Origin of the sequence: Gemmatimonas sp. UBA7669 (assembly GCF_002483225.1) — a bacterium.
Lineage (GTDB): Bacteria > Gemmatimonadota > Gemmatimonadetes > Gemmatimonadales > Gemmatimonadaceae > Gemmatimonas.
Genome location: NZ_DLHL01000016.1, coordinates 47,671 through 74,527, shown reverse-complemented (window position 1 = coordinate 74,527; position 26,857 = coordinate 47,671). Strand labels below are relative to the sequence as shown.

Genomic DNA, 26,857 nt, shown 5'->3' with positions numbered 1-26,857 from the left:
CTTGGCCGGCGCCTTCTTGGCCGGAGCCTTGGCCGTCGGGGCCTTCTTGGCTTCCGGCTTCTTGGCGACGGCCTTTGGCGCTTCAGCCTTTACCTCGGCCTTCACCTCAGCCTTGGGAGCCGGAGCCTTGGGCGCTTTGGGCGCCTTCGGCTTGGACACCTTGGCGGGTGCGGCTTCCGCGACCGGCGCGGTCTCCACCACGTCGCTCACGTCGGCGGGCTCATCAGCAGCCGGTTCCGGGGCAGGCGCGGGCGCCGGCTTGGGGGCCTTGGGCTTGGGGGCCGGCTTCGGGGCACCGGGGTTCTTGGGAGGACGGCCGGGGCCACGACGCACGGGCGGGCGACCGAACAGGTCGTCCTCGTCGTCGTCCTCGATCAGGCCATCGTCCTCATAGCCGTCGTAATCGTCCTCGTCCTCGTCGTCCTCGTCATCGTCGTCGTCGGTACTGTCCCAGAGGGACTCACCGTCTTCGCGCGGCATGCTGTAGCCGTCTTCCTCGTCATCCTCGTCATACGACGAGCGGCCATAGCCCCCCAGATCATCCATGTCGTCGTCGATCAGATGGAGCTTTTCCAACTCGTCACCACGCGGCATGACGGCCTCCCGCTCGGGGTCTTTGGTACTCAGGATGACGCTCCCGGAATGGGCGCGTGAATTCGGACTCGCTCTAATACTCCAGGCTGTTCGTGGAGTCAAGAGGACGTACCAAATAAAGGCGTAAGGTGGGGGGCGTAAGGTGAGGGGCGGGAAGGGGGACCAAATAGAAGCGTAAGGTCGGGGGGCGTAAGGTGAGGGGCGGGAAGGAACGGCACGCGAGACGGCGAAGCTACAACCGCGGGATGCCCGCCAGTTCCCCTCGCTCGATGACCCGGCGCAGCGCCTCATACACCCGCGGCTCCACCAGCTTGCCCGCCTGGCTGTGCATGTAGTCCAGCGTCGCGGCGGCCGTCATGGGATCCCGATACGCCCGTTTGGAGGTCAGCGCGTCAAACGCGTCGGCGGCGGTGAGGACGCGACCACCAATCGTGATGTCCGCGCCGGCCCGGCCATATGGATACCCGCCGCCGTTCCAATGCTCGTGATGGTCCCGAATGAACAGCAGGGCGTCGCCGAGGTGGCCCAGAGGCTGCAGGATCTCGAGGCCGATCTTCACGTGATCCTTGACATGCGCGAACTCGTCGGCCGAGAGCGGGCCATTCTTGTTCAGCACCGATTCGCGAATGCCAATCTTGCCGACGTCATGCAAGCGGCCCGCCGTGTGCACGAGCTCCACCACAGCGTCGGCTTCTCCCAATTCGGCGGCAATCGCCGCGCCCAACTCCGCCACACGCTGCGAATGACCGCGCAGATAGAGATCCTTGGCCTCCATCGCGTTGATCAGCGTTTCCGCAATGCTCACCGTGAGATCGCGCAGCGCCACCTTTTCGCGCTCGAGTTGTACCGTGCGCAGCGCCACCTCTTCCCGGATGAGCCGGTCGACGGCGCGCTGCTCCATGCTGCGCGTGCGTCGCTGCATGGCGCGCTCGACCGCCGCCTGCAGATCGGGCAACTCCACCGGCTTCGTCAGATAATCAAAGGCGCCCTTGCTCAGGGCCTCGGTCGCGGAGCCGGCGTCGTTGACAGCCGTGAGCATGATGATGCCCAGGTCACCGTCGCGCTGCAGCGCTTGCGGCACGACTTCGAGCCCCGTCATGCCCGGCATGCGCAGATCGCAGAGCATGAGCGAGAAGCGCTGCCGTTCGAGCACCTCGAGCGCGGCATGACCCGATTCCGCCGCCTCCACCTCAAAGCCCCGCGTGCGAAGAAAACGACTGAGCGCGAGACGGATGGTGGTCTCGTCATCCACCACGAGAATGCGGCGAGGGCTGTCTTCCACCATGGCCGCGCCGGCCACTTCGATGGCGCGCACAGGATCGACCGGCGAACGCGTCACGGTCCGGTTGCTGGCAGGCGTGTTCATTCAGTGGCGTTCGGCAAGGACGGCAGAGTGATGGTGACGAGGGTTCCGACATCGGGCTCGGAGTCCACAGCAATGGCCCCATTGTGGGCGCTGATGATGCCGTAACTGACGCTGAGGCCGAGTCCGGTTCCGACACCGGCGGGCTTGGTGCTGAAGAACGGTTCGAAGATGCGGCGGCGGACGTCCGGTGTCATCCCCTTTCCGCTGTCCCGCACGGTGATGAACACCTGCTCCTGTTCACACTTGGTGCCGAGGACCAGCGTACGGACCTCACGCTCCTGCATGGCGAATTCGGCGTTGGCGATGAGGTTGAGCAGCACCTGCTGGAGCTTCTGGCTGTCGCCACTCACCTGCGGTCGGCAGGGGTCAAGCTGCAACTTCACCTCGACCTTGCTGTTGCGCAGCGGATAGGCGCGCAGGCGCAGGGTGTGCTCCAGCACGGCGTTCACGTCCACCGGCCCTGCATCCCGCTCGCCCTTGCGCGCAAACAGCAACAGGTCATCAATCACACGCTTGGCGCGGTCGCACTCCTGCTTGATGAGCCCCACCGATTCGCGCTGATCGCCCGCCAGCTCCTCCTCGAGCAGCAGTTGCGCAAACGCGGAGATGCCGGTGAGCGGATTGTTGATCTCATGCGCCACGCCCGCCACGAGTTCGCCGAGCGCGACCATCTTCTCGGTCTGCCGCAGCTGTTCCTGCAGGCGGCGATCGGCGCTCACGTTGCGCACGCTCACCACCTGACCCAGCAGGTCGCCATCGTGTCCGAGCAAGGGACTCAGCGACACGGCCGCCGGGAACTCGCTGCCGTCACGACGCTGATGCGTGTCGTGACTCAACCGCACCCCGGGCTCGACGACACCAGAGCCGGTCTCGTGCCCCTGTCTGGTGTCCTCACCCACCACGAGCTGATCGAACTGCATGTCCATGAGCTCGGCCTGACTCCAGCCATACTCGCGCGCGGCCGCCGGATTGGCGTAGCGCACCCCCACCTTGTCGAGAATGAAGATCGGGTGGTTGATGGTGGTGAGTGCAGTGGCGAGCAGGTGCTCCCGCTCGCGCGCCAGGCGCTCTTCCTCATCGAGCAGCAAGGCGTCGAGCGCGAGGGCCAGTGAGGCCGACAGTCGCTCGAGTGTGATGCGATCGCGACGCAGCAGCGGCGCAGACGGTGGCGTGGTCACCAGCAGGACGCCAAGCGTGCGCTCACGCGCCGCCAGCGGGATGGCCAGCGCCCATTCGTCCGGCGCATCGGCGGCCAGTTCCGCCGGTGCCGCATCGCGCAAACTCGGGAACACCACCGGTTGCCCATCGGGCGCGAGGTGGTTCATGGACAACCGCGTGGCGCGGTCGGTACTGCGCAGTGACTCGAGCGTCCCGCCGCCTGCCACGAACTCCATGCGCCCGTCTCGTCCACGGGCGACACCTATGGCTTTGCCGATGGACGGGACGTAGCGATCGAGCACATGCAAGAGTTCACTCGCGCCTTCGGCCACACTGGTGGCCGACAGCGTGGCGCGCGCCAGATCGGCGGCACCTTCGGCCCGCTGGCGCTGCAGGTCCTGCAGCGAAAACAGGCGTGCGGTCTCGAGCGCCGTACCCGCGTGCCGCGCAAGAATGGTGATGAGATCGAGATCCTGGGCCTCGAACGCCTCATCACCGCGGTGCAGAAGGCGAATGACGCCCGCGCTGCGCAAACCGAATCGCACGGCGGCGCAGAGCTCACTTGAGCCGCGCACCACATCAGCCCCGCTGGTGAGATGCGTTGCCATGCGGGATATACCGCTGTCGGCCGTGTCGCGTGCGAGGCGCAGGTCCGCCAGTGGCGCCAAGTCCACGCTCACATGCTGTCCCTGCTCGAGTCGCACGACCCGATGCAGCTCACTGCCCTGCACCACGAGCAACTCACACACCGCGCTTGGCAGGACCTGGTACACGGCCTCCGCAATGCCGCCGGGCAGCGAGTCTTCCGACGACAGCTGTGTGAGTTGCTGCTGCGCCTTTGCCAGGCGCGAGAGACGCTGCGTCCGCTCTTCAAGCTCGTCGACATAGCGCAGGTTGCCATGCGCCAGCGCGAACTGATTGACGATGTCGACCAGCAGTTGGCGCTCATCGGCATCGAACACCTGCGGCGTGGCGAAGCGCACCGACACGAGGCCACGCACCTTGTCGTCACTGCGCATCGGCAACAGCGCCATGGCGTGGATGCCGGCAGCCAGCAGCAGGCGCGCGATGGCTTCGTCACCTTGCGGCGGCGGCACCGTACAATCTTCGAAGAAGAGCGGGATGCCGTTCTGCACCGCCTGGGCGGCGCTCGTCATCCAGAAATCCCGAGCTACAGCAGGACCGGGGAGCGTAAAGCGCCCTTCCTGGTGTTCGAGGCGCGCCAGGCGCAGGCGCGATTGCGCGTCGTAGAGCGCGAAGCCGTCAGCGCCAAACTCGCTGCGCAGCAACTCACCGAACGCGCGAAACAAGTCGTCGCGTCGCTCGACGGTGGTGAACAACTGCGCCCCACGCGCCAGCACGGCATTGGTGTGGGCCACCCGGGCCGCCTCGGCCGCCCGGGCGCGTGCTTCAGTGGCGGCGGTCTCTGACGCACTGACCAACTGCAGGCTGCGCATGACCAGCGAGCCGTACCACACCAGATGCTCGAGCCAGGCAATATGCTCCGGTCGCACCTCGCCTGCCTCGGGATTGATGACCGCCAGCAGACCCACCACGGCATCGTCCAGCACAATGGGCGACACCACCAGCTGCTGGACGTTGATGGGTTCTGCGACCGCCGGATTGATGCGCGGGTCGTTGGGCGCATCATTGCTGAACTGCGTCTCGCGCGTGTGCACCACGTCGCGGAAGATCGAGCGGTCAGCCATCATCGGCATGACCATGCCGTCGAGGCGGCTCACCGACCCACTGGGGGCGATGATGCGATAGTGTTCGTCGCTTTCCATCTCGATAACGGCGCTGCCCTCGGCCCTTGTCAGGTCGCGGGCCGTGTCGGCCAGTCGGGCAAACAGTGCCCGCTTGGTCACCACGCCCGTCGCGAGATCGCGCACGAGATGGGAAAGCGCCGGTGGAATGGCCCCGTCCGGGGGCACGATGCCCGAGGAAGTGGGGGCGGTCATGCGGCGAATGCGTTCATCACGGGACAATTCGGGACCCGCCGGGGAGTGAGGCGGGCAGGCGGGGGCATACGGCTTCGCATCGCCCGTCCCTAGACCCTACCACCAATTGCGCGGGTCGGCAATCCGACCCGCGTGAATTCCCGTTAGCAATGTGGCCGCTTCTTTGGTGGCTACTGCTACTTCCGCGCTTCGGCTTCCGCGCGATCGATCTCGGCCTTGTGGACGCGATACTCCTCGCGGTCGGCGTTCCGCTCCTTCTCAAGCGCCGCCAGAAAGCGCGTATTGTACTGCCGCTCCGTGGCCGCGTCCTTGTCCATCCGGGCCGCACGCACGCGCAGCAGCAGGCCGAGCAGGTGGTTGGGCTCCCGCTGCAGAATGGTGTCCGCCTGGGCCCGGGCCACGCCCGCGTTGTTCACCACCTCGGCCAGCCGACCATAGTGATACCGCTCGTCGATGGTGATCTCAGGCAGCATCTCGTGCGCAGGGAGGGCCATGCGCTCTCCGATGAAGACCGCCGAGTCGACCTTGCCCGCCTCCGCGAGCTCCATCACGCGGTTGAACAGCCGTGAGGCGATCTCACTCGGGGTCATGTTGCTGAGATCCGGGGCCCGCCCGCCTGCCGCCGCCGCACCGCCGGCAAACGGCGCCGCCGCTGCCGCCGGACCGTCAATGGCCTGCGTAGCAAGGGAGTTGGCACTGCCGTCGATGCTCGATCCCTTGGCGGCGCCAAAGTTGCGGCCGGCAAACATGGCCACGAGCGCCAGCAGGGCCACAAAAGCCACGCCCCAGGGCAGGACCGCCGCCACGCCGCCGGGCGCGGCGGGTTGGCCGGCAACGGGCGCGCCCTGACCGGCTGGCGTACCACAGCGATGACAGAAGCGGGCACCGGTGGACAGGGGGGCACCACAGGCCGCACAGAACGCGGCGCCGGCAGCGGGCCGGCCGGAAGCAGTCGAAGAGGTCATGAGGACGGAAAGTTAGTAGAATTGATGGCCGAAGTGACGTTGTTCTCCCGCCCAGGTGCTTTCCGCGTGGCTACTTCCAGTCGTTCGATCGTCCCCAGCAATCTGTCCGGCGCCACCGCGGCGGACATTCTCGAACTGGCCGAGGCGCAGCAGGTGCGCTTCTTGCGCCTCCAGTTCACGGACATCCTGGGGGGCATCAAGAACGTCGAGATCCCGAGCTCGCAGTTCAGGAAGGCGCTCAAGGGCGACATCATGTTCGACGGCTCCAGCATCGCCGGATTTGTGCGGGTGGAGGAGTCGGACATGTTGCTGGCCCCCGATCTGACCACGTTCCAGATCTTTCCCTGGGGCGATCCGTCGGCTCGCGTTGGCCGCCTGATCTGCGACATCACCATGCCGGACGGCAGTCCGTTTGCGGGCGATCCGCGTACGGTGCTCAAGCGACAGCTCGCGCGCGCCGCCGAACAGGGCTTCGTGATGAACGCCGGCATGGAGGCGGAGTTCTTTCTGTTCAAACCCACGCCAGACGGCCGGCCCGCCACGGACACACACGATGTGGGTGGGTATTTCGATCTCGCGCCCATGGACCTCGGCGAGGACGCGCGCCGCGCCATCGTGGATGCACTCGAGCAGATGGGCTTCGAAGTGGAAGCGGTGCACCACGAGGTGGCGCATGGTCAGCATGAGATCGACTTCCGCTATGCCGAGGCGCTGCGCACAGCGGACAACATCGCGACCTTCCGCTTCGTGGTGAAGCAGGTGGCGCGGCAGTTCGGTCTCATCGCCTCATTCATGCCCAAGCCGGTGTTCGGACAGAACGGCAGCGGGATGCATACGCACCAGAGTCTGTTCAAGGGCGGGCAGAATGCGTTCTGGGACCCGCAGCGGGAGTGGGCACTCAGTCTCACGGCACTGCACTACATTGGCGGCCTGCTCAAGCATGCGCGTGGCATGACGGCCGTGACCAACCCACTGGTGAACAGCTACAAGCGGCTGGTGCCGGGCTTCGAGGCGCCGGTGAACGTGGCGTGGAGCATGCGCAATCGCTCACCCATGATCCGCGTGCCGGAGCGCCGCGGATCGGGCACGCGGCTCGAGCTGCGCACGCCCGACCCGGCGGCCAATCCGTATCTCGCCCTCACGGTGATGCTGGCGGCAGGTCTCGATGGTCTGGCGACGCAGGCCGATTGGCGGGAGCCCGTCAACACGAACATCTGGGAGATGTCACACCGCGAGCGTCGGCGCCTGCGTGTGGACGATCTGCCGCAGTCGCTGGCCGAGGCCTGCGATGAGCTCGAGAAGGATGATGTGATGCAGGAGGCGCTCGGGGAGTACATCGCGCAGCAGTTTCTGGCGGCGAAGCGGGCAGAGTGGGAGGCGTATAACCAGCAGGTGACGGCGTGGGAACTTGACCGGTACCTGGCGCGGTATTGAGCCAACCAAAGAACTGCGTAAGGTGATACTGCGTAAGGTGATACTGCGTAAGGTGATACTGCGTAAGGTGGAACCGCGGGAAGGAACAGCAAGCGGGACCAACCCTGAGACGGGAGCTGCGATGCGGGATATGAGACATCAGAGCGTACTCATGGTCATTCTGGCCGCTGCGGTCTCGGTCGGCGCCGCGCGCCCCGTCGCGGCGCAGCAGTCGGCGCGGGGCGCATTCGACCCGGTGCCGACCACCCGCGCGGACCATGCGCGGGCGGAGTCAGCCACCGCACAGAAATGTCTCACGGCCAGTGCGCAGGCCGCGCAGGCACTCAACAGCGCTGGTGAAGCCCGGCGCGGCCGCTGGTCGCCGGGGTCGCTCGGCCTTGGTGGTCTCGATGCCTCCGAGGGCATGTCGCGGCCACCGCTCGAGCCGCAATTGCACATCATAGAAGGCGTCGACGCGTCCCAGCGTGGGCAGCGCAGCTTTCTCAATGCCACGCGCGTACGCAATCAGCAGGCCACACACTGCACACCGGTGCCCGCCAAGCCTCTCGCACTGCCTACAAAACCGGACTCAACGAAGTAGCCTGTCCACGCATACACGCTTCATGCCATCGAACAGCGCCAGCCTCAGCGTCTCGTGGACGGGCCCCTTCGGCGACGGAACACACCTCTTCCGTCCCGCGCCCGATGTGGTGCTGCAGCAGAGATACCCGTTCGTGCTGCCGCCGTTGGGCTACGAAACCAAGGCCCTCGCTCCGGCGCTCGACGCAGCCACCGTGCAGGCGCACCATCAGACCGTACACGGCGGGCATGTGCAATCCCTCAACACGGCGCTGGCGGCGTTTCCCGCCCTGCATGAGTACTCGCTGGGACAGTTGATCATGGGCCTCCGGCGCTGGCCCGAAGCCTCGCGTGCGTCCATTCGCACCCATGGCTGCGCACATGCCAATCACGCGCTCTATTGGAAGCTGCTCGCGCCCGGCGCGGCCTCGGCGGCTCTGCCCGATGGACGTTTCGGCAACATGATGGTGCGCGATTTCGAAACGGTGGACGCCTGCAAGTCCGCACTGCGCGAGGCCGCGTTGGGCATCGAGGGCAACGGATGGGCGTGGCTGGTGAAGACCGCCACCAATCGTCTGGCAGTGCGTGCACTTGCCAATGACGACTCGCCACTGCTCGATGGTGAGCTGCCAGTCCTCGGTATCGACGTGTGGGAGCACGCCCATGGCCGACTGTACCAGGGACAGCGCGCCCGGTATGTCGACGCCGTGCTCGCGCGCATCAACTGGGATGTGGTGGGTGCGCAGGTCGAATAGGGGGCGGTGACAAACGTATACGTATTGAGGTAAGGCCCGGCACGCTCCCCGGCCGCCTCACGATGTGCTGCAATCACATGCGTACTGGCATGTGCGGGCGCGGGTTGATTCGATGTGCACGTCGAACCAACCCGCGCTCTGTTGTTCGTCGCGTGAAATGTCCGGGTGGTGCCTCGCGCTTCCAAAGGCACAACCTCCTTCGGAGTTCCGTTCCCATGCGCATTGCCTCTCCGGGCCGCCGTCTGGCCCGTTCGCTCGTTTCGTACAGTCATGTTGCCCTGCTGTCCCTTGCCATCGCGGCCTGCAGCAGTGATTCCACCGCACCCGATACACCGGCGCCCATTGCTGTGGCGTCGGTGGCCATCACGCCGACCACCGCATCCGTTGCTGTGGGTGCCACCGCGTCGCTCAGTGCCGAAGCGCGTGATGCACAGGGTCGTGTGCTCAGTGGACGCAGCATTGCCTGGAGTTCTTCGGCCAGCAACATCGCCACCGTAAGCAGCAGCGGTGTCGTCACCGGTGTGGCGGCCGGTTCGGCAACCATCACCGCAACGAGTGAAGGGCGCGCTGCCACGGCGAGTGTGCAGGTGACGCCCGTGGTCGTGCCGGTGGCTTCCGTGGCCATCACGCCCGCGACCAACACGGTTGCAGTGGGTCAGACACTGCGCCTCACCGCCGAAGCGCGCGATGCCGCCGGTCAGGCGCTCACGGGTCGCACGATCACCTGGGTGACGTCTGCGCCCACCATTGCCACCGTCGCGGCTGTTGATGCCGCATCGGCGACGGTCACCGGCGTGGCGGCTGGCACGGTGCGCATCACCGCACAGGCCGAAGGTCGCACGCAGGAGCTCAACATCACGGTCACGCCGCCACCCAATCCGGTGGTGTCGATTGCCGTCTCGCCCGCGCTGGATACCATTGAGGCGTACGAAACGCAGACGCTCACAGCCGTTCTCAAGGACTCCGCTGGACGAGTTGTCACCACGGTGCCCGTCACGTGGTCGTCGTCCAATGCCAACGTGGCCAGCATCAACGGGCAGTCGGGTTTGCTGACGGGTGTCGATCGCGGCACCGTGACTGTCACGGCCACGGCCGGTCCGTTGTCCACCACCGTACAGCGCGTCGTCGTGATCAAGTACCGTTCACTCGTGCTTGGCACGCAGCATGCCTGCGATCTCGCCAGCGGCGGCATTGCCTGGTGCTGGGGCATGAACGGGACGGATGCGCGGCTTGGTGATGCCCAGGTGGGGGATCAGGTGCATCGCACGGCACCGTTCCGCGTGCCCGGTGGACATCGCTTCGTGCAGATCACCGCGTTCTCGCGCTATACCTGCGGCTTGCGCATTGATGGCGCCGCGCTCTGCTGGGGCAACAACGGCTGGGGCACACTGGGTGGCGGTGTGACAGGTGGCTTCTCGGCGACCCCCGCTGAAGTGCCGGGCGGCTTGCGCTTCACGTATCTGTCGGCGGGCATTGAGCACGCCTGTGGCATGACGGTGCAGCGCAACACGGTGTGCTGGGGCTACAACCAGTGGGGCCAGTTTGGCGCCGGGCACAACCGCTATGTGGAAGGACCGCAGGCGGCTGCATCGGGTCTGGCGCTCAACATCGTCGAAGCGGGCGATTCCTTCTCCTGCGGTCTGACCTCGGGCGGCGCGGCGCACTGCTGGGGTTCAAACGGACTCGGGCAGCTGGGTGACGGACAGCGTCCGTCTTACGGCAACACCTACACCATGGCACCGGCGCCGGTCACGGGCGGCCTGCAGTTCGCTTCACTCTCGCTGGGTTCGCAGTACGCCTGTGGTGTGGCGTATGACGGCAGCGGATACTGCTGGGGGCGCAACGGGGGTCGCTTCGGCAACGGCAACACCAGTGATCAGTCCGCGCCTACGGCGGTGACCGGTGGTCACAAGTTCCGCGCCATTTCTGCCGGCTTCAACCACACCTGCGGCGTCACCACGAGCGATGACGTCTACTGCTGGGGCAACAACGTGAACGGCCAGCTTGGCAACGCCATGGCGTTCTCCTATGCGCCGGCTCGCGCGATCGGCACGGCCAAGGTCGCGGACGTTCGGGTCTCGGGTATCGGTACGGGTTCGTCGAGCTTCACCTGCGCCATCTCGAAGGATCGCCTCACCACCTGGTGCTGGGGACGCAACGACTTCGGTCAGTTGGGCAATGGCACACGCGGCACGGCCGAAACGGTGAACGCCTCGGCAAGCATCGTCGTGGGGCAGAAGCCACTGTGACCGTCCTGTCACCGCGACACGCTCTCGCGGTGTGAGCAGATCGAGTAGCTTGCGGGAGTCCCGACAACGGCCATCGGCCTGTGGCCTTTGGCCATGTCGAGGACTCCCGTTCGCTTTCCCGACTGTCTGTCGCCATGTCACGTATCCGCACGTCTCTGCTTGCCGCCGCCAGTGCGGCCCTGCTCTGTGTCCCCCTCACGCTCAATGCCTGGGGCGATCACGGGCACCGACTTGTTGGCCTCACGGCAGCCAAGGCCCTGCCTGAGGACATGCCGGCCTTCTTCCGCAACGCTGCCGAGCAGTTGTCGTATCTCAATCCTGAGCCCGACCGCTGGAAGTCGCGTGACGAGAGCCGCCGTGACATGGCGCTCAACGGCGGATCGTCGCCCGATCATTTCATGGATCTGGACTTCCTGAATGCGCAGCAACTGGCCGGAGCGTTCGCAGCACCCGACCGGCACGCGTTCGCCGATTCCGTCCGCGCGGCGGGCTATGCGCCGGCCACCATGGGTTTCCTTCCATTCACGATCCTCGAGTACTCGCAGAAACTGCGCAACGACTTCCGGATGTGGCGCATTGCGCCGGATTCCACCGTGCGACGCTGGATCGAAGCCCGCATCATCGATGACGCGGGCGTATTGGGTCATTTTGTAGCCGACGGCAGCAACCCGCATCACACCTCGAAGCACTACAACGGCTGGGTCGGTGACAATCCCAAGGGCTATCCCACCGACAACCGGTTCCACAGTCGCTTCGAGTCACAGTTTGTGCAGGCGCATATCAAGGAAGCCGATGTGCGCGCAGCCATGACCAACGCCCCACAGGTGTTTCCCGACCTGCGCGCGGCGGTGGTGGCATTCCTCATGGCCTCCAACGCGCAGCTTGAACCGCTCTATGCGCTGGACAAGGCCACGCAGTTCCGCCCGGAGACGGTCACGCCGGAACAGAAAGCGTTTGCCGTAGCGCGGCTTGGTGCCGGCGCGGAAATGCTGCGTGACATCTGGTACACCGCCTGGGTCACGAGTGCGGTGACGCCGACGCCCCGCTGACGGCACGCTCGATTGCTTCAAGCAACGCCTGTGCGCTGAAGGGTTTCTCCAGTACCACGGTGTGTGGGGCCTGCACCAACTCCGCCGGCCAGCCCTCACTGGTAAAGCCGGAGATCAGCAGCACCGGCAGATCGGCGCGCCGCTCCCGCGCCGCAGTGGCTACGACATCGCCGCGCGCATGGGGCATGTCGTAGTCGGTAATGAGCAGATCGAGCGCGTTCCCCATGTCTGCCACCTGCTGCAGCGCCTGCGCGCCATCTTCGGCCAGTGTGACACGATAGCCAGCGCGCGTGAGCACCCGTTCGACCAGTGTTCGTACGTCGTCCTGATCCTCGGCCACCAGCACCTGCGACGGCCGCTCGATGCTCGCAATGGGTCGCACCGGCGTGACGGGCTGCCTCTCCACGTGTGGCGCGGCAGGAAACCACATGGTGACGGTCGTGCCTTCGCCCGGCGTGCTGTCTATCTGCACGTGGCCGCCATGGTGCTGCACGGTGCCGTAGACCATGGCCAGTCCGAGTCCGGTGCCCTGACCGACGGGCTTGGTGGTGAAGAACGGCTCGAACACCCGCCGCCGCACATCGGCCGTCATGCCGTGCCCTGTATCGGACACCGAGAGACGCACCCAGGCCCCCGGTGGAACCGTCCCCACGAGATTCGCAGTCGCGTCTGCTCCCGAACGGCCGTCCGGCGCATTGCCATGAATGTCCACGTCCTCGAGTGCAATGCTGAGCGTGCCGCCGGTGGGCATGGCATCCCGTGCATTCACGGCGAGGTTGAGCAGTGCCTGCTCGATGCGCCCCGCATCAGAGCGCACGAGCCGCTGACTGCGACTCTCCACCGTAATGTGAACTGAAGCCGGCACCACGCGACCCAGCAGCGCCGCCGCGTCCAGTACAATGGGCTCGAGCGGTTGCGGTGTGGTGAGCAGCGGCGTGCGGCGAGAGAAATCGAGCAGTTGGCGCGTGAGCGTGCTCGATCGACTGGCAGAGGCCTTGATGGTGGCCAGCTCCGCACGCACCGGGTGATCGGGTGGCAGTTCCTCGAGCGCCAGATCGGCACTGCCGACAATCGCGGTCAGCAGATTGTTGAAGTCGTGCGCTACGCCCCCGGCCAACCGACCCAGGGATTCCATGCGCTCGGCGTGCCGCATGCGGTCCTGACGCAACTCGAGCTGCGACGCCATGGTGTCGAAGGACTCGGCCAGTTGAGCGATCTCGCCGCGGCGATGCTGCACACCGGTGCGCGCCGAGAGATCGCCGGTGCCGAGGCGGCGTGTGGCGCCAAGGATGGCGTTGACGTCGCGCAGCACAAAGATGTCCGCGCCGAACCAGGCGATGACCAATGCCACGATCGCCGTCACGAGCAGCAACGCCAGCCGGATGCGCGTGCGTTCGTTCGGGGCAGCAAACGCCGCTTCCGGCGGAACAGCAATGGCCACGCGGGTGAAGGTGCCCGGCGCAGACGTGAGCGCACGATGCGCCACAAGACGCTCATAGCCGAGCGTGGTGGGGCGGATGGTGGCACCTTGTTCCGCGACGCCGCGCGCACGGTCGTCCGCCATGACGGCGGCCAGTTCCGGCATGCGGCGCCCGACATTCGCATGCAATGGCAGTGCCGCGATGATGAGACCGGTCGAGTCGGCCAGGGCTACGGTGGTGCTCTCCGGCAGTTCGGTGTCACGCGCGAGCGTCTGCAGCCACGACAGGCGCACACCAACCGAGAGCACACCGCGCGCGCGCCCCGTGCTGTCGCGCAACGCGATGTTGAGGGGGACCAGTGCTTCCCGCGTGCTGTCGGCCTTCAGGTACGGACCGAGGACCGTGGAGTCGGTGGCCAGAACCTGCGACATGATGGGGTTGTTGCCGACGTAGCGTCCGATGCTCGAGGCATCGCGGCCACCGCAGTCCACACGCCCGGTGGAGTCAATGCGCGTGGGGGACGAGACCGTGGGGGCAAAGCGCAACAGACTGCGCAGCTCGGCCTCGCAGGCCGCGCGATCTCCGTACACCAGGGCCGGCACCCGCGACCACGTGCCCACGATCCGTCGACCGGAGAGAATGGCCGCATCGTTGTCCACGGAGGCGTCCGCCAGCAGTTGCAGGAGGCGCGTCTGGATGGCGGCGAGCGCGTCGGCCCGATCGCGTTGTACCGTCCACAGCGTCATCCCCACAGCCGGCAGGTAGGCCGCCACGACCAGCAAGAGCAACCGGGCCCGAAGACTCGAGAACAAATGACGCACGTCGAACGGAGTGGTCATGGGCAAGGGAAATGGCGGATGACGACGTCGTCTGATCCTGACGGCAGAACATGACGAACAAGTCGTCATCCCGCCAGCAGGCTGCCGAGGCCATTGCGCGCAGTCACTGTTTCGCCAAGGCCGAACGTGCGGCTAGCTTACCGGTACGGTGTCGACGGGAGCCGCCCCCGACGCCGCTCCCCTCGCGTTCGGAGGACGGCATGTCGTGGTGGGCCCGTTTGCTGGGGCGCAACACTGAGCCCATGCGCCTGCATGGGGTGGCGGTCGAGCTGCAGAACAGTCGTCCGGACATCGACGACGCCATCGTGATCGAGCGTCTTGATGAGGCCCTGGCCCTCATCGCGCGTTTTGCACCGGAGCGGCTGCGTCACATGCAGCGCGATGTGCGCGGCATTCGTGTCATGCGCTTCCCCACACGTGGCGCGTACTTTCCTGATGAACGCATCATTCTCACCGAGCTGACCTTTCTCGCGCGGCGCGACATTCCGGCGTCGCCAGTGGCGTCGAGCATTCTGCACGAGAGTGTGCATGCGCGGGTGCATGCGTTTCGCCGACGCGTTGGCGGTCAGTCATCGGCGCCCGATGCCATGGCCCGCGAGGAACGGTTGTGTCGACGGGCGGAGCTGGCCTTTGGTCGCGCGCTGCCGGCAGCACTCGGGGCACCGGTCATTGAACGCGCTGTGGCCACCTTGACCATGGCCGACGCCGATGTGGCCCCGGTGGTGGATTGGACGCTGGCTGCCGAACGGCAGCGGGCGGTGGACGAAGGCAACACACACTGACGGATGGGCACACGATGACGTGGATGGGATGGACGCGTGCGGGGCTCGCGATGGTGTTGGCGGCGACGGTTGGCGGACTGTGCGCTGAGTCAGCAGACGCACAGTCGGCCGTTCGGGCCGAAGCCAAAGGGGAGTTCGACTTCACGGGGCCCTCGCCGTGGCCAGGCATTCGGCAGGAGCGTATTCGCACGTTGCTGCCGGCGGCCATGCAGGCGGCAAACGTCGACGCCTGGGTGACGCTGGTACGCGAGAACGCCAACGACCCGCTGGCGCTGCACGTGGGTGGAGAGAATGCCGGTGCGCTGAGCGCCATTCTGTTTCTGCGTCAGGCCGATCGTGTGCACAGTGTGATTCTCGCGGGCTTCGGCGAAGCCATCGCCCTGCGGGAACTTGGTGTGCACGATTCGGTGGTGGTGTACACGGCCGAATCCGGCGGTCCACTGGGTGGTGTGGCCGAGCGACTGCGGCGCGCCAACGCGCAGCGCATTGCCATCAACAGCGGCAATCTTTCCATGGCCGACGGCCTGAGTGCATCACAGAAGGCCGCACTCGAGCGCGCGCTGGGTCCGGAGTTGAGCGCGCGATTGGTGAGCAGCGGCGAGCTCGTGAGTCACTGGCTCTCGCGCAAGGTGCCGGCGGAGGTGGACATCATGCGTCGCGCCGCCGCTTTGACGGCGCAACTCGAGCACGAAGCCTACGCCATCGTGCAGCCGGGCGTCACGCGTGACAGCGACCTCGCAGTATTCCTCAAGCGCCGCATGCGCGAACTCGGCGTCACCGACGGCTGGAGTCCGGCGCAGAACCCGAGTGTCAACTCGGGTCCGGATCGTGGGCATTCGCATGCCAGCGATCGTGTCATTCAGCACGGTGATGTCATTCAGATCGACTTCGGCATCAAGGTGTGGGGGGTGTGGGGCACGGACATTCAGCGCTTCGCCTACGTGCTCAAGCCTGGTGAGTCGGCGCCGCCTGTCGAGGTGCAGCGTCGCTGGGACGCCGCACGTCGCGGCAATCGCGCCGCGTTTGCCGCCTTGAAGCCCGGAGCCACTGGCGCATCCGTGGACTCGGCGCAGCGTGTGCTCATGACCGCTGACGGATCGGCCTCGGTCCCCTGGGGCACCGGACACTCCGTGGGCTACTGGGCACACGACGTGGGCCCCGGACTCAATCGCAGCACACGACGCGCGCTCGAGCCGGGCATGACCTTCGCGTTCGACGGCTTTCATGCCTGGACCTTGCCTGGCGGGCGCGGCGTGTGGGGCGAAGGCAGCAAGACCATTTCCGTGGAGGAGATGGCGGTCATTACCGAGAACGGCGCGGAGTACCTCGTGCCGCCTCAGGAGGCCCTCATTCTCATCCCGGCGACGCGTGCGATCCAGCCGTGATGAGAACCGTGCTGTGGACCGTGTGTTAACCCCGATGTGATCCAACCGTGACCTGATGCGGACCGGGTGGTGATGTGGCGGTCGTCAATCCGTCACCAGCGGGCGGGATCGTGATACACGAGGCGCAGGTGGCAGGTCGTGCCGCCCGCGCCTCGTTTGGCTTTTCACCCTCCCGCACCCCGTCCCCATGTCCCGTCGTCTTGCCTTGTCTGTGGCCGCGCTGGCGCTGGCCGCCTGTGCACCGGAGTCCACGCCGGTGGGCCCGACCTTCCTCGATAGCTCACTCGATGCGCGCGCCAATCTCTTCGTGGAGAGCGCGTCCACGGCCGTTGTCCGGACCACGGAGAACGACGGCCCGGGTTCGCTTCGCGCGGCCATCGGGCGCGCCAATGCGTCGGCCGATGTGCGCGTCATTCAGTTCGTCGAAGGTCTGGGCACCATTCGCATCACGAGCCCGCTGGTGTACACCGGCACGCAGCCGCTGGCCATTCATGGTGTGGATGCCGTGCTCGATGCGGCCGGCAGCGGTGATGATGGACTGCGCGCCACGGCGACGTCGAGCCTGACCATCACGCAGCTCACGGTGCAGAACGCGGCGCAGGAAGGTATTGAGTTGGCGGTGCCGGCTACGGCCAGCGGCGTGGTGCAGCTCGTCCTCGATGGTGTGACCGTGCGTGGCAACAAGGGCCACGGCGTGCTGGTCAACGATCAATTGGTGCCGGATGTGGTGGATGACATGCCCGATCCGCGCGGGTCGGATGCGAGTGTGGTGGTGCGGGTGCGACGCACGCGCTTTCTCGACAACGGCTACAGTGTGTCCGACCGCGACGGCCTGCGTGTGAACGAAGGCGGCAACGGCTATCTGCAGTTCATCGCCGATGACATGGCGGCCAATGACAACGCGGCCGACGGCATCGAGCTGGATGAGCGCGGCCCGGGCAGTGTCCTGCTGCAGGTGACCAACTCGCAGATTCTCCGCAACGGCAAGTTCGATCCCGAGGATCTCGACGACGGCTTCGACATCGATGAGCTCAACGAAGGGGATATCGTGGGCCAGCTGCGTGGCGTGGTCGCCAGTGACAACTATGAAGAAGGCCTCGACTTCAACGAGAACGACGCGGGCGACCTTCGCGTGGATCTCTTCGGCGTGGTGGCCAACAACAACCGTGAGGAAGGCATCGACTACGAAGAGGACGATGACTTTGCCGGCGGCGGTGATCTGATCGCGGTGATAGTGGATGTCACGGCCAACGGCAATGGCGTGGATGGCGGCGACGGCGGGCTCAAGATCCGCGAGAAGGGTGTGGGCTCCCTGTCGGTGGACCTCACGCGGGTGCGGGCCGACAACAACAAGGTGAGTGGCGTGGACATTCGTGAGACGGAGGCCGGCAACCTGGTGGCGCGGCTCGAGACCTTCTTCGTGCCGGGCAATGCCGGCCGCGGTGTGCGCGTCCGTCAGGAGAGCACGGGCTTCGGTCAGGTGAGCTCGGTCAACATCTTCGGCACGGGCAATACCGGCAATCTCTTCGACACCACCGGCGTGAACTGACCACGCGGCGGGTTGAATCCTGAGGGGGACCACGTAGACTGCATGATTCGGCAGTTCACGTGTCCCCCTCGCTTCGTTCGGAGTGTCCATGCTGATCAGTGCCACGCTGGCCCAGGCTCTCAATGCCCAGGTGGGCAACGAATTCGGTGCCAGTCTCCAGTATTACGCCATCGGCGCGCACTTCCATCGCCAACATCTCGCGCAGCTGGCCAAGCTGTTCTTCAAGCAGGCCGACGAGGAGCGCGAACACGCGCAGAAGATCCTGCACTACATCGTGGAAACGGGTGGTGAACTGCGCTTGCCCGCCGTGAAGGAACCGGTGCACACGTTTGCCACGGCCGAAGATGCGCTGCAGGCCGCGCTCAATTGGGAAGTGGAAGTCACTGGACAGATCAAACGCCTCATGGATCTGGCGGCGAGCGAAAGCGACTACCTCGCCCAGAACTTCCTGCAGTGGTTCGTGGACGAGCAGCTCGAGGAAGTCACCAAGATGCAGCGTCTGCTCGGTGTGGTGCGCATGGCCGGTGAACGCAACCTGCTGTCCGTTGAGGCCTACCTCGTGCACGGCGGCGACTGATCGTCGCTTCAGGGTTCGCCCTGCCGAAGATGTTGGCGCACCACCCGATCCAGTTCGGCGCTGGTGAAGGGCTTGGGCAGGAGCGCACTGACGCCGGCATGCTGGCGCAGATCTTCCACATGCGTGTCCATGTGGCCCGTCATGACAATGACGGGCACACCGGGCGCCATCCGGTCCACGGTCGCCGCCACCTGCCAGCCGTTGAGGTCCGGCATGGCGAGGTCGGTCAGCACCAGCGCCGGCCGCGCGGCAACGAGTGCCGGCTCCACGTCGGTCGGTGAACCGAACGCCCGCACGTCGAATCCTGAACGTTCGAGCAGGCGCGCGGTGCCGCGCAACACCGCCGGTTCATCGTCCACCACAAAGACGAGGCGGGGCACGGCCTGATGGTCGCGGCCCATGCCGGTCGCCTCGAGGAAGCTGGATACGACGCCATGGGCTGCGCGTTCATCTGGTGCAGGCAGCGCCGGAAGCAGCACCTCCATGCGTGTGCCGCGGCCCGGCGTGCTGTGGGCGCGCACCACACCACCCAGCGCGGTGATGGTCGCGTGCACCGTGGAAAGTCCCAGCCCCGAGCCACGCTGCGGGCCCTTGGTGGTGTAGAACGGCTCAAAAATGCGCGCCAAGGTGGCGCGGTCCATGCCCACACCCGTGTCGATGACGGTCAATCGCGCAATGCGCGGCATGCCGTCGAGCGGGGTGCCGGCCAGGCGATCCGGTGCGGCTTCATCCACGCGGAGCTGCACCACCCCACCGTTCGGCATGGCCTGTGCCGCGTTGTTCACGAGATTGAGCAGCACCTGCTGGAGCTCGCTCGCTTCGGCCGCCACGTGCACCGGTGCATCAATCTGCACATCGAGTGAGACGTTCGCGGGCAGCAGCGCCGGCAGCAGACGCTCCGATTCGGCGACCAGCGCGCCCATCTCCAGCACGTCGCGCACACCCTGGGGCGGCTTGGCAAACGACAGAATGCGTCGCACGAGCATGCGCGCGCGTTCACTCGTGTGCAGAATGTCCTCCAGCAGGGGACGCGGATCGCCGCCCTCCGCGACCAATCGCTGCGCGTGTTCCGTGTCGGCCACGATGGGCTGCAGCAGATTGTTGAAGTCGTGCGCGATGCCACCGGTAATGGTGCCAAGGGCCGCCAGGCGCTGCCGACGATCCGACTCAAGTTCGGCGGCGCGTCGTGCCACGACTTCGTTGCCCAGGCCTTCGAACAGGTAGCCCACCGACAGCGCCAGCAGCAGGTCGATGGTGAAGACACTGCTCGCACTGACCGCCCACATGAGACCGGGCGACGGCAGGTCTGCAGTCCACGGCAGGCGACCGGTGGGAATCATGAGCCCGATGCCGACGAGTACTATGGCCGTAATGGCGAGGGCGCGAATGCTGGTGTTCACCCCGAACAACACCGACGCAATGACGGGGAAGGCCAGCAGCCAGGGAAAGCCGGCCGCCATGAAGCCGAAGTTCCAGAGGAAGTACACGCCGAGCAGCAGCGGCAGCACGGTCACCACACCGGCGCGCACCGCATAGGGCAGTGAGCGACGCAACGTGATGATGAGCAGACCCGTGTAGATGGTGGTGTCGAACACCACCACGCCGCGCTGGCCAGACGCCCAGGCAATGGAACCGCCCACCGCGTAGGCCAGGCCCCCAAACACACAACAGCCAAGCAGCACGGCCGCCAGAATGCGCCGTCGCCACGCCTCAATTGGGGCGCCGCCCGGCTGCCCGATCCAATCGAGCAGGGTGCGCAAGCGTTGCCTGGTAGGGCCTACCGGTGTGTTCATGGGCACGAGCCGGGATGCGCGCCGCTGGCGCGAAGTCGGACAGCGGTCATATGGGACATGACGATCAACGATAGCACAAAGGCAGCGGGCTCGTGCTCGGGGCCTGTTTCCACCCGGTCCGGTGCGTTGCCGGAAAACGGGGATCGGCGCGGGCGGGTTGATTGCTCCAGCCCGTGGGGTTCAGTAGCGTTCAGGGATACCCTACTCTCATTCCCGCTCATGACACCGACTTTTCGTAGTGGTCGGCCGGCGCGTTTGCTGGTCGCGCTGCTCCCGCTGCTGGTGGCCGCCTGCGCGACCTCCGGTGGCGCCGGTACACGCGCGACAGCCAACGACCCCCGCTTCCAGATGGGCGATGCGGCTGCGGTGGCCCGCGCCCGGGCTGACAGCCTGCGCTATCCCTACACCAAGGCCGACATCGATTTCATGACCGGCATGATTCACCATCATGCGCAGGCCATCTACATCTCGCGCTGGGCCGAGAGCCATGGGGCGAGCGCGGAAGTGCAGCGTCTGACGGCGCGCATCATCAATGCGCAGGCTGACGAAATCACGCTCATGCAGACCTGGCTCAAGGATCGCCTGCAGCCAGTGCCGGTGGTGGACAGCACGGGGCAGGTCACGATGCCCGGCGGTGGCGGACATGATGCGCACGCGCATGCCGGTCACGACATGAGCGCCATGGGTGGTGCCATGATGCCAGGCATGCTCACTGACGCACAGCTCAAGCAGCTCGACGCGGCACGCGGTGACGAGTACGACCGACTCTTCCTCACGTTCATGATCCTGCATCACCGTGGTGCCGTCACGATGGTGAAGCAGCTCTTCACCTCCGACGGGGCAGGGCAGGACGAAACGGTGTTCAAGTTCGCCAACGACGTGGAAGTCGATCAGAGCACCGAGATCAAGCGCATGTTCACCATGATGCTCGCGCGCGGCTGGGTGCCGCCGCAGTAAGACGACGCGCGCGCGTCCCACCGCCTCATTCCGCGCGCCGTAGCTGTAGTTCGCTGGTTCCCACCCTCCAACCTTCACGGGTCGCATGTCCCAGTACACCACCCGCGCCGCCCTGGCGGCCGCGCTCTTCGCGCTCAGCGCCTGCGCCTCGGGCAAGAAGCCTGATCAGGCGCCATCGCCGGCCTCCGATCCCCGCAACAGCCTCAAGGCCGGGTTGTTCGACGCGGCGGAGTATTCGTCGAATCTCAAGGTGCTGGCCAAGGCCGTGTCGCCCAAGGGCTTCCTCGGCATCACCAACTCCGATCTGGCCTTCACGGGCAAGTACGTCATTCAAGGCAACTACAACGGCCCGGTGGTGTGGGACATCAGCAATCCGGCCAAGCCGGAGCTGGTGGTGGCCTACGAGTGCCCCGCGTCGCAGAACGACGTGTCGGTGTACAAGAACCTCATGTTCATGTCGGCCGAGGCGCAGAACGGCCGCATCGACTGCAAGCCGGGCGGTGTGCGGGAAGCGGTGAGCAAGGACCGCATGCGTGGCGTGCGTGTCTTCGACATCAGCAATATCAAGGAACCGAAGCTGGTGGCGAACGTGCAGACCTGCCGCGGGTCGCACACGCACACGGTGCTCGAAGATCCGAAGGACCGCGAGAACGTTTACATCTACGTGTCGGGTTCGGCGGGCATCCGCCCGAACACCGAACTCGCTGGCTGCGCCGGCGATGTGGCGGCCGACGATCCCAACTCGTCGCGCCTGCGCATCGAGATCATCAAGGTGCCCCTCGCCGATCCGAGCAAGGCCGCGGTGGTGGGACGGGCCAACATCTTTGCCGGTCTCAAGGAGCCGCCGCGTCACGGCCTCTCGGATGCCGACAAGGCCGCGCAGGCCCAGCAGCTCGAAACCGCGCGTCGCAACGGCGGCTTCATTGCCCGCAACCCGCAGAGCGGCGCCGACATGCTGGTGCCCTTCCAGATCGTGCGTCCGCTCATGGACAGCGTGGTGCGCGCGCGTGGCGCCAGCACGCCGAATGCGGCCGACAGCGCGGCCGTGCGTGCGTTGCTGCAGCCGGCGGTGAATCGCATGTTCGCCAACGCGCCGGCCGGCGGCAACGCGTCCACGGGCAGCGTGAGTGAGCGCTCGCAGTGCCACGACATCACGGTGTATCCGGCGCTGGGTCTGGCCGGTGGTGCGTGCGAAGGCCATGGTCTCTTGCTCGACATCAGCAACCCGGTGAACCCGGTGCGCCTCGATGCCGTGGCCGACTCCAACTTCGCCTACTGGCACTCGGCCACGTTCAACAACGATGGCACGCAGATGCTGTTCAGCGACGAATGGGGTGGTGGCTCGGCGCCCAAGTGCCGCGCCGGCGACAAGATGGAGTGGGGTGCGAACGCCATCTTCGACATCGTCGACAAGAAGCTCAAGTTCCGCAGCTACTACAAGATTCCCACGTACCAGACGTCCAACGAGAATTGCGTGGCGCACAACGGCTCGCTGATTCCGATTCCGGGTCGTGACGTGATGGTGCAGGCCTGGTATCAGGGCGGCATCTCGGTGTTTGATTGGACGGATCCGGCCAAGCCGTTCGAGATCGCGAGCTTTGACCGTGGTCCGGTGGACAGCACGCGCATGGTGTCAGGCGGTTCGTGGTCGGTGTACTGGTACAATGGCAAGATCGTGAGCTCGGAGATCGCGCGCGGTCTCGACGTGGCGGAACTCGTGCCCAGCCAGTACGTGACGCAGAACGAAATCGACGCCGCCAACACGGTGAAGTGGGACCAGCTCAACGCGCAGGGGCAGCCCAAGATCGTGTGGCCGCCCAGCTTCCCGCTGGCCAAGGCCTACACCGATCAGCTCGAGCGCAAGGGTTGCGCGGCGGCTGCGGTGGGCACGCTGCGTTCGCAGATTGCGGCGGCTGAGAAGGCCAACGGCGCGGCGCGCAACACGGCGCTGCAGGCGGCAGTGAGCGCGGCGGAAGGCGCGCGCGGCTGCGACAGCAAGAAAGTGGATCTGCTCAAGAAGGCGCTGCAGGATCTGCAGGGCGCGATGATGTAAGCTGGGCGTCACCGCCGATGCGGTGTTGCCGGTACACCTCGCCCCCCGTTGCTTTGGCAGCGGGGGGCGAGATGTGTTTACCGGTCGGAGATCGGCGTGAAAAGCGCCCGCCATTCCGGTCGGTTTCTAATCGGCGCAAAACGCGGCTCACCATGCAGCTGACGAATGACCAAGCCGCCGTCATTTGCGAATCGGGCCAGTGACGCAAGTGCCGAGTCGGGAAGTCCAGCGGCCATGGCAAGGTGCGCGGTGTAGAGGTGACGTGGTCTTGGGCGAGGGGAGCCATGAACAAGCGCCGTGAACTGACGGTAGCGCACACTGTCGCCGGCCTTCATGGCCGCGATGGCGGCAATCGCCGCCTGCGCGGGAACCAGTGCATCGGGCGAGACTGCAAGTTGTTGAGTGTACAGCCGCACCGCGTCGGCGAAACGGCCGCCGTCGGCATACACTTCGGCCAGTCGACGGGGCCCCAGAGCGCCGCGGGCAGCTGCGGCTTCAGCGATGCTTACCGAACTCTCAAGCAGTGAGTCGGCCACTCTGTGCTCACCGGTCAGGGCCAACGCCCGCGCGAGGTTGTGATGGACATCCAGGCGAGCGAGCGCAGTGTCGCGTGCGCCAAGTTGTACGCAGGTGTGTGCGTCGCGCAGAGCGCGGGAACGACGTCCCGCGATCACATGAACGCGCAGGACGTTGCCACACATGAAGGGATCGGGGAGTACGCGCATTGAGGCGGAGGCAAAGCGCAGGGCGTTGTCGAGGTCTCCGGCGACCTCAAAGACCGTTGCTCCCAGCTCGAAGAATGATGCCCAGTGGTTGCCGCGTGGCGAGTCGGTGTCGACACGCCGCATGATTGCTGCGGCCTCATCGACGCGTCGCGACTCGAGTGCCATGAGAACAAGCGTGTGCAAAGCATGATTGGAGTTCGGCGCAAGACTTACCATCTCTTGAGCGGCCTGAAACGCCTCATTCAAACGTCGATCGTCGTAGGCAATCCGAAAGTCGAAACGCGCCCGGTCAATCGGCGCCATGTCGAGACGCCTGGTTGCGAGTGACGACTTGATCGAGACCCGCGTGCTGTCCGCTACATCGCCCTCGAGCGCCCACAACGCAGCGTGCGCGAACGTCGTGTCTGCTCGGTACGCCGTCAGGAAGCGCGTCGTTGCTCCGCGAAAGTCATTCAGGCTGGCCAGTCCAATGCCCGACATGTATTCACGGTATGCCGTCAGATTGGGTGGATCGGCCAGCGGCCCGGTCGAGTTGAGGTACAGCGGATCCTGCAACATGGCCAGCGAACCGGCGATGCGATTGGCCACCTCATGCGCGAGCGAATCAATGCTGCTGCTCGGCTGCCGCGAGGGCGGCAGCACTGCGATGATCGTCCCATCGTATCCGTCGAGCACCGCGGCCTTTGCCGTGACACTGTCGCCCGAACGGGATAGGGACCCATTGACCACAAAGCGCGCGCCTAGTGCCTTTGCGGCCGGGATCAAACCCAGTTCACGTTGATCAGCAGACAGTAGCAGGCGAGCATCGAGGATGTCACCGGCGCCGCTGCGCGCGAGCGTTCGCGCCACCTCGCCTTGAAACTGCATTGCCAGGCTTGCTGGTGTCCCTCCTGCGCCACCCTCGGTGAAGTCGCTGACGAGCACGCGGGTGGCGGTGGTCTGCGGGAGAGCCACTACTCCACGGCGCTGCACAACGAACGCGCCACAGATCGCCAATATTGGTATGCCAAACCAGAGAACGCCCCGTCGCCGTAGCACAGCCCTTTTTACGGGTGATGCGTGGGCAGTAATCGGCACGTCGGCTTCCGGCTCAGGATCGGAAGCGGAAACGACTGTCGTCGCCGTGGGCCTCTCAGAGGGGATGGTCCGCGGCTGTGACGACCGAATCTCCTCGAATACCTGTACTACCATCGGATCGGGTGGGAGCTCAAGCTCCCGCTGCATCCGCTCCTGATAGTGTCGGAACCGGACGATGGCACCTGGCACGTCGTTCACCGCGGCATGGGCCCGGAGCACCTCGACCATGAGGTCGGTTGCGGTGGGGTCCAAGGCCACCGCGTGTTGCCAAAACCAGAGCGCGGCGGCGGTTTGGCCCTGCTGAGCTGCGGACATTGCCGAACGGCGAACCGCGCTTCTGGCCTGATGGAGCAAACCGGTCCGCGTGTCATCTACCCATCGCTCCAGCTCAGGCATTTCGAGGAAGTACACGCCATCCAGAAACGGTCCGACGTACAGTTGCAGAGCCCGGTCTATCGCTCCCTGCTCCAGTTCGCGTTGAAACTCCCAAACATCGACGGCGATCCGATCAGGATTGAGCCGGAGTTCCTGGGTGCCCAGCACGAGGTCCGCGAGTCCAAGTTCTCGGCGTAGAGCAAACAACCGCTGCCTCAGGGCATTCTTGCCTTTCGCTTCTGGTGCATCAGGCCAGAAGTAGCCCAGCAATTTCTCGCGCGTGATGCCCGCGTGAGGGGCCATGGCAATTACCGCCAACAGCGCCAACGCCTTGCGTTGCTGGACAGGTTGCATGGCCCCAGTCGTGTCTTCGAGGCTCAATCCACCGAGCAGGTTCAATCTCAACATGTCGCGAGTGTAGGACTGAAATCGGGTGACTTCAAGAGTGCAATCGTGCGGTTGGCCAACAATGCGCTCCACATAACGCGAATCGGAATGCTGGCGTAACGGGAGTCTCGCATGCTGCACTCCCTCGCCGGCGGTTGCGAATCGTCCAACCACCAGTACCTGAACCTCATTTCATGAGAAAGCCATGCACATCCTTCTTCGCCGTGCCGCTGCCGCACCCTTACTGGCTCTCCTGCTTGGCGCCTGTGCCGAACCGCTGACGCTGGCTCCAGACGTGCAGGATGCACAGTTCGCACGGGGAGCGCCGAAGCCGGCGCCCACCCCCTATTCGTGGACCATCTCCGCCACCTCAAGCGGTTTCAGCAGTGACGGCAAGGGCAGCTACATTGCCGGTACCTGCGGTGTCAGCGGTCAGGTCTATTTCGGTGAGAGCGACGATGCCGTGCTCTCCATCGACGCCAATGCAAAGAAGTGTGCTCGTACCGCCGGTATTGTGTATCCGAGTGGGTTTCGCCAAGTGGGGATGTTCGTGAATCTGACGCAGGCGGCAGCCATCACGGACGGCGCGTCAGCCAAGCGGCGACTCATTCTCAATCCCGGCCAGTACAACCGAAACGACGCGTGCGGTCGCATCATTTTCGGCGGCGGCGGAGTGAACAACGTTGGCGCCGGATCTGACTCGGTCAATGTTGCACGTGTCGGCAATAGCTGGACCATCACTGGAACGGGGCTTCATGGATGGTGCGAGAAGCTCAACGTGCTGGTGGTCAACGATGTGAACTTTACGATCAACAACGAGTAGGCCATCGCAAGGGTCTGTTACACCT

The 26,857-nt window shown here is 65.5% G+C and carries 18 protein-coding genes and 1 pseudogene; 12 read left to right on the top strand and 7 right to left on the bottom strand.

The genetic code is table 11. The features are described from left to right. The 4 genes and pseudogenes from B2747_RS05940 to B2747_RS05925 form a co-directional block, all read right to left on the bottom strand. Positions 1–594: pseudogene (locus tag B2747_RS05940) on the bottom strand (hypothetical protein); the annotation flags it as partial. A gap of 232 nt (positions 595–826) precedes the next feature. Continuing rightward, the gene (locus B2747_RS05935; RefSeq protein ID WP_291157853.1) at positions 827–1,933 is read right to left on the bottom strand and encodes an HD domain-containing phosphohydrolase; all 1,107 of its coding nucleotides are present in this window, start codon (positions 1,931–1,933) and stop codon (positions 827–829) included. Positions 1,934–1,956: 23 nt separating this feature from the next. Next, the gene (locus B2747_RS05930) at positions 1,957–5,079 is read right to left on the bottom strand and encodes a GAF domain-containing protein (RefSeq protein ID WP_291157850.1); all 3,123 of its coding nucleotides are present in this window, start codon (positions 5,077–5,079) and stop codon (positions 1,957–1,959) included. 176 nt (positions 5,080–5,255) lie between these two features. Beyond that, positions 5,256–6,044 carry a zinc-ribbon domain-containing protein gene (locus B2747_RS05925; RefSeq protein ID WP_291157848.1) on the bottom strand — a complete coding sequence of 263 codons (789 nt, stop codon included), beginning with the start codon at positions 6,042–6,044 and terminating at the stop codon, positions 5,256–5,258. A 66-nt stretch (positions 6,045–6,110) separates the two neighbouring features. Here B2747_RS05925 and glnA point away from each other — a divergent pair, with 66 nt between their 5' ends. The 5 genes from glnA to B2747_RS05900 all read left to right on the top strand — a co-directional run bounded on the left by glnA (position 6,111) and on the right by B2747_RS05900 (position 12,089). Beyond that, positions 6,111–7,478 (top strand): type I glutamate--ammonia ligase, encoded by a 1,368-nt coding sequence (gene glnA, locus B2747_RS05920; RefSeq protein ID WP_291157845.1) that lies wholly within the window; start codon positions 6,111–6,113, stop codon positions 7,476–7,478. A gap of 130 nt (positions 7,479–7,608) precedes the next feature. Further along, a complete protein-coding gene (locus B2747_RS05915) occupies positions 7,609–8,058 on the top strand; it encodes a hypothetical protein (RefSeq protein ID WP_291157842.1) in 450 nt (149 codons plus the stop codon). A gap of 22 nt (positions 8,059–8,080) precedes the next feature. After that, positions 8,081–8,791, top strand: a complete 711-nt coding sequence (locus B2747_RS05910; RefSeq protein ID WP_291157840.1) for a superoxide dismutase — start codon at positions 8,081–8,083, stop codon at positions 8,789–8,791. A gap of 215 nt (positions 8,792–9,006) precedes the next feature. Further along, positions 9,007–11,040, top strand: coding sequence for an Ig-like domain-containing protein (locus B2747_RS05905; RefSeq protein WP_291157837.1), 2,034 nt, complete (start codon positions 9,007–9,009; stop codon positions 11,038–11,040). Positions 11,041–11,174: 134 nt separating this feature from the next. Next, a complete protein-coding gene (locus B2747_RS05900; RefSeq protein WP_291157834.1) occupies positions 11,175–12,089 on the top strand; it encodes a hypothetical protein in 915 nt (304 codons plus the stop codon). Here the strand turns inward: B2747_RS05900 and B2747_RS05895 are convergent. Beyond that, positions 12,058–14,349: an ATP-binding protein gene (locus tag B2747_RS05895; protein ID WP_291157831.1), complete on the bottom strand. Its 2,292-nt coding sequence runs from the start codon at positions 14,347–14,349 to the stop codon at positions 12,058–12,060. The two genes, B2747_RS05900 and B2747_RS05895, sit on opposite strands and share 32 nt — an antisense overlap. A 200-nt stretch (positions 14,350–14,549) precedes the next feature. On the opposite strand from B2747_RS05895, the gene B2747_RS05890 reads away from it, so the two are divergent. From B2747_RS05890 to B2747_RS05875, 4 genes are all read left to right on the top strand, one after another. After that, positions 14,550–15,131 carry a hypothetical protein gene (locus B2747_RS05890; RefSeq protein ID WP_291157828.1) on the top strand — a complete coding sequence of 194 codons (582 nt, stop codon included), beginning with the start codon at positions 14,550–14,552 and terminating at the stop codon, positions 15,129–15,131. Between the two features lie 23 nt (positions 15,132–15,154). After that, the gene (locus tag B2747_RS05885) at positions 15,155–16,516 is read left to right on the top strand and encodes a M24 family metallopeptidase (RefSeq protein ID WP_291157826.1); all 1,362 of its coding nucleotides are present in this window, start codon (positions 15,155–15,157) and stop codon (positions 16,514–16,516) included. Positions 16,517–16,703: 187 nt separating this feature from the next. After that, a complete protein-coding gene (locus tag B2747_RS05880) occupies positions 16,704–18,065 on the top strand; it encodes a hypothetical protein (protein WP_291157823.1) in 1,362 nt (453 codons plus the stop codon). Between the two features lie 88 nt (positions 18,066–18,153). Then, positions 18,154–18,642: a ferritin gene (locus B2747_RS05875; RefSeq protein ID WP_291157821.1), complete on the top strand. Its 489-nt coding sequence runs from the start codon at positions 18,154–18,156 to the stop codon at positions 18,640–18,642. 8 nt (positions 18,643–18,650) lie between these two features. Here B2747_RS05875 and B2747_RS05870 read toward each other — a convergent pair whose 3' ends face one another. Beyond that, a complete protein-coding gene (locus B2747_RS05870; RefSeq protein WP_291157818.1) occupies positions 18,651–20,402 on the bottom strand; it encodes a hybrid sensor histidine kinase/response regulator in 1,752 nt (583 codons plus the stop codon). Between the two features lie 252 nt (positions 20,403–20,654). On the opposite strand from B2747_RS05870, the gene B2747_RS05865 reads away from it, so the two are divergent. Together B2747_RS05865 and B2747_RS05860 are read left to right on the top strand one after the other, a co-directional pair. Further along, positions 20,655–21,392, top strand: a complete 738-nt coding sequence (locus tag B2747_RS05865) for a DUF305 domain-containing protein (protein WP_291157814.1) — start codon at positions 20,655–20,657, stop codon at positions 21,390–21,392. Between the two features lie 85 nt (positions 21,393–21,477). Continuing rightward, positions 21,478–23,445, top strand: coding sequence for an LVIVD repeat-containing protein (locus B2747_RS05860; RefSeq protein ID WP_291157812.1), 1,968 nt, complete (start codon positions 21,478–21,480; stop codon positions 23,443–23,445). Between the two features lie 77 nt (positions 23,446–23,522). Here the strand turns inward: B2747_RS05860 and B2747_RS05855 are convergent, their stop codons facing one another. Further along, the gene (locus B2747_RS05855) at positions 23,523–26,150 is read right to left on the bottom strand and encodes a BTAD domain-containing putative transcriptional regulator (RefSeq protein WP_291157809.1); all 2,628 of its coding nucleotides are present in this window, start codon (positions 26,148–26,150) and stop codon (positions 23,523–23,525) included. Between the two features lie 154 nt (positions 26,151–26,304). Between B2747_RS05855 and B2747_RS05850 the strand changes: the two genes are divergently transcribed. Beyond that, positions 26,305–26,832, top strand: a complete 528-nt coding sequence (locus B2747_RS05850) for a hypothetical protein (protein WP_291157806.1) — start codon at positions 26,305–26,307, stop codon at positions 26,830–26,832. Positions 26,833–26,857 lie beyond the last annotated feature (25 nt).

What these genes read in the sequence shown, in the direction of transcription:
- B2747_RS05930 (WP_291157850.1), bottom strand. Translation starts at nt 5,079, where the DNA reads ATGACCGCCCCCACTTCCTCGGGCATCGTGCCCCCGGACGGGGCCATT.
- B2747_RS05925 (WP_291157848.1), bottom strand. Translation starts at nt 6,044, where the DNA reads ATGACCTCTTCGACTGCTTCCGGCCGGCCCGCTGCCGGCGCCGCGTTC.
- B2747_RS05915 (WP_291157842.1), top strand. Translation starts at nt 7,609, where the DNA reads ATGAGACATCAGAGCGTACTCATGGTCATTCTGGCCGCTGCGGTCTCG.
- B2747_RS05910 (WP_291157840.1), top strand. Translation starts at nt 8,081, where the DNA reads ATGCCATCGAACAGCGCCAGCCTCAGCGTCTCGTGGACGGGCCCCTTC.
- B2747_RS05905 (WP_291157837.1), top strand. Translation starts at nt 9,007, where the DNA reads ATGCGCATTGCCTCTCCGGGCCGCCGTCTGGCCCGTTCGCTCGTTTCG.
- B2747_RS05900 (WP_291157834.1), top strand. Translation starts at nt 11,175, where the DNA reads ATGTCACGTATCCGCACGTCTCTGCTTGCCGCCGCCAGTGCGGCCCTG.
- B2747_RS05895 (WP_291157831.1), bottom strand. Translation starts at nt 14,349, where the DNA reads ATGACCACTCCGTTCGACGTGCGTCATTTGTTCTCGAGTCTTCGGGCC.
- B2747_RS05890 (WP_291157828.1), top strand. Translation starts at nt 14,550, where the DNA reads ATGTCGTGGTGGGCCCGTTTGCTGGGGCGCAACACTGAGCCCATGCGC.
- B2747_RS05885 (WP_291157826.1), top strand. Translation starts at nt 15,155, where the DNA reads ATGGGATGGACGCGTGCGGGGCTCGCGATGGTGTTGGCGGCGACGGTT.
- B2747_RS05880 (WP_291157823.1), top strand. Translation starts at nt 16,704, where the DNA reads ATGTCCCGTCGTCTTGCCTTGTCTGTGGCCGCGCTGGCGCTGGCCGCC.
- B2747_RS05875 (WP_291157821.1), top strand. Translation starts at nt 18,154, where the DNA reads ATGCTGATCAGTGCCACGCTGGCCCAGGCTCTCAATGCCCAGGTGGGC.
- B2747_RS05865 (WP_291157814.1), top strand. Translation starts at nt 20,655, where the DNA reads ATGACACCGACTTTTCGTAGTGGTCGGCCGGCGCGTTTGCTGGTCGCG.
- B2747_RS05860 (WP_291157812.1), top strand. Translation starts at nt 21,478, where the DNA reads ATGTCCCAGTACACCACCCGCGCCGCCCTGGCGGCCGCGCTCTTCGCG.